The sequence below is a fragment of the Flavobacterium sp. RHBU_24 genome (assembly GCF_046613695.1).
Lineage (GTDB): Bacteria > Bacteroidota > Bacteroidia > Flavobacteriales > Flavobacteriaceae > Flavobacterium.
In genome coordinates this window covers 1-1,115 of record NZ_JBKJHD010000049.1, presented here as the reverse complement: position 1 = coordinate 1,115, position 1,115 = coordinate 1, and the positions used below count along the sequence as shown (strand labels likewise).

Genomic DNA, 1,115 nt, shown 5'->3' with positions numbered 1-1,115 from the left:
CTTGTTGCAATGGCAAAAGCTTGTTTTAGTAGTTTGTTTACCACAGCTATTAAGGCAAGCTTTTTAGCTTTCCCTTTTTCTGTTAGACGTTCAAATGTCTCTTTACAAGCCTTGTTTTTCTTTATTGCTGACCAGGAACATACATATAGCATTGCTCTTATTCTACTCATTCCCATTTTGCAGATTCTTGCTTTGCCTTTCACGCTCGTACCTGATTCAAAAATTCTGGGCGATATACCAACATAAGAACTCAATTGCTTTGCATTATTAAACTTTGTGAACCCACCGCTAAGCACGATTAGTGCCATAGCAGTCTTTGGCCCTATACCCGGTATGCTCTTTAGCTGTTTAAACTGCTCCTGATGATGTTTTTCAACAAGTGCTACCATTTCTTTTTCAATAAGTGCTAATTGTTTTTCCAAGCCTTCTATCTGTTTTTTCAGGTTTTTCATTACCGCTTTACTCTGTACAGGATTAGCTTCAAACGCCTGCATTTGCCTCATAAAACCCGTCCTGCTTTTATTCAGTTGCTCAGTATAAGCCTGCATTTGCTTTAGTTCTAATACATAACTCTCTTCTTTATTCCATAATACAGGTTGTTGTGAGCTACCATAATCAGCTATAATACTTGCATCCTTCTTATCTGTTTTAGCCCTCATAAGACGCATTTGAGAGTATCTTCGGATTACCAAAGGATTAACAACACTAACAGGTATTGCGTTCTCAAAAAGAAAACAAGCCAGGTTAAGATAATAAGGGCCGCTGGCTTCCATTACACAACAATCGCCTTCAGACAATAATTTTAAGAACGCTTTAAAGCCTTTAGTCTCATTTTCAAACTTATAATGTTGATACTTCCCACTTTTAAAAATGGCAACATCAAAGGTGAGCTTACTAATGTCAATACCAACATAGGTAAAGGATTTTTCCATAATTTTGTTTTTAAGAGAAACAAGTAGATAGAAGAACTGCTCTGAACTTATCAATCCTACTTACAGGCTCCAAGGCCTAATGAACTGTCCAAGTTTCAAGCAGAGAGGGAAAGGAACCAGCATTGCGAACAGCCTTGTTAGACCAATGACAGAACTCGGTTTTATTTCTTTCCCTTCTTCTAT

The 1,115-nt window shown here is 37.4% G+C and carries 1 protein-coding gene; it reads right to left on the bottom strand.

Annotated elements, in window-relative coordinates:
* Positions 1 to 932 (bottom strand): IS110 family transposase (locus ACLI09_RS18010; RefSeq protein ID WP_411421033.1); only part of this gene is annotated, 932 nt, incomplete at its 3' end.
* Between the last annotated feature and the right edge of the window lie 183 nt (positions 933 to 1,115).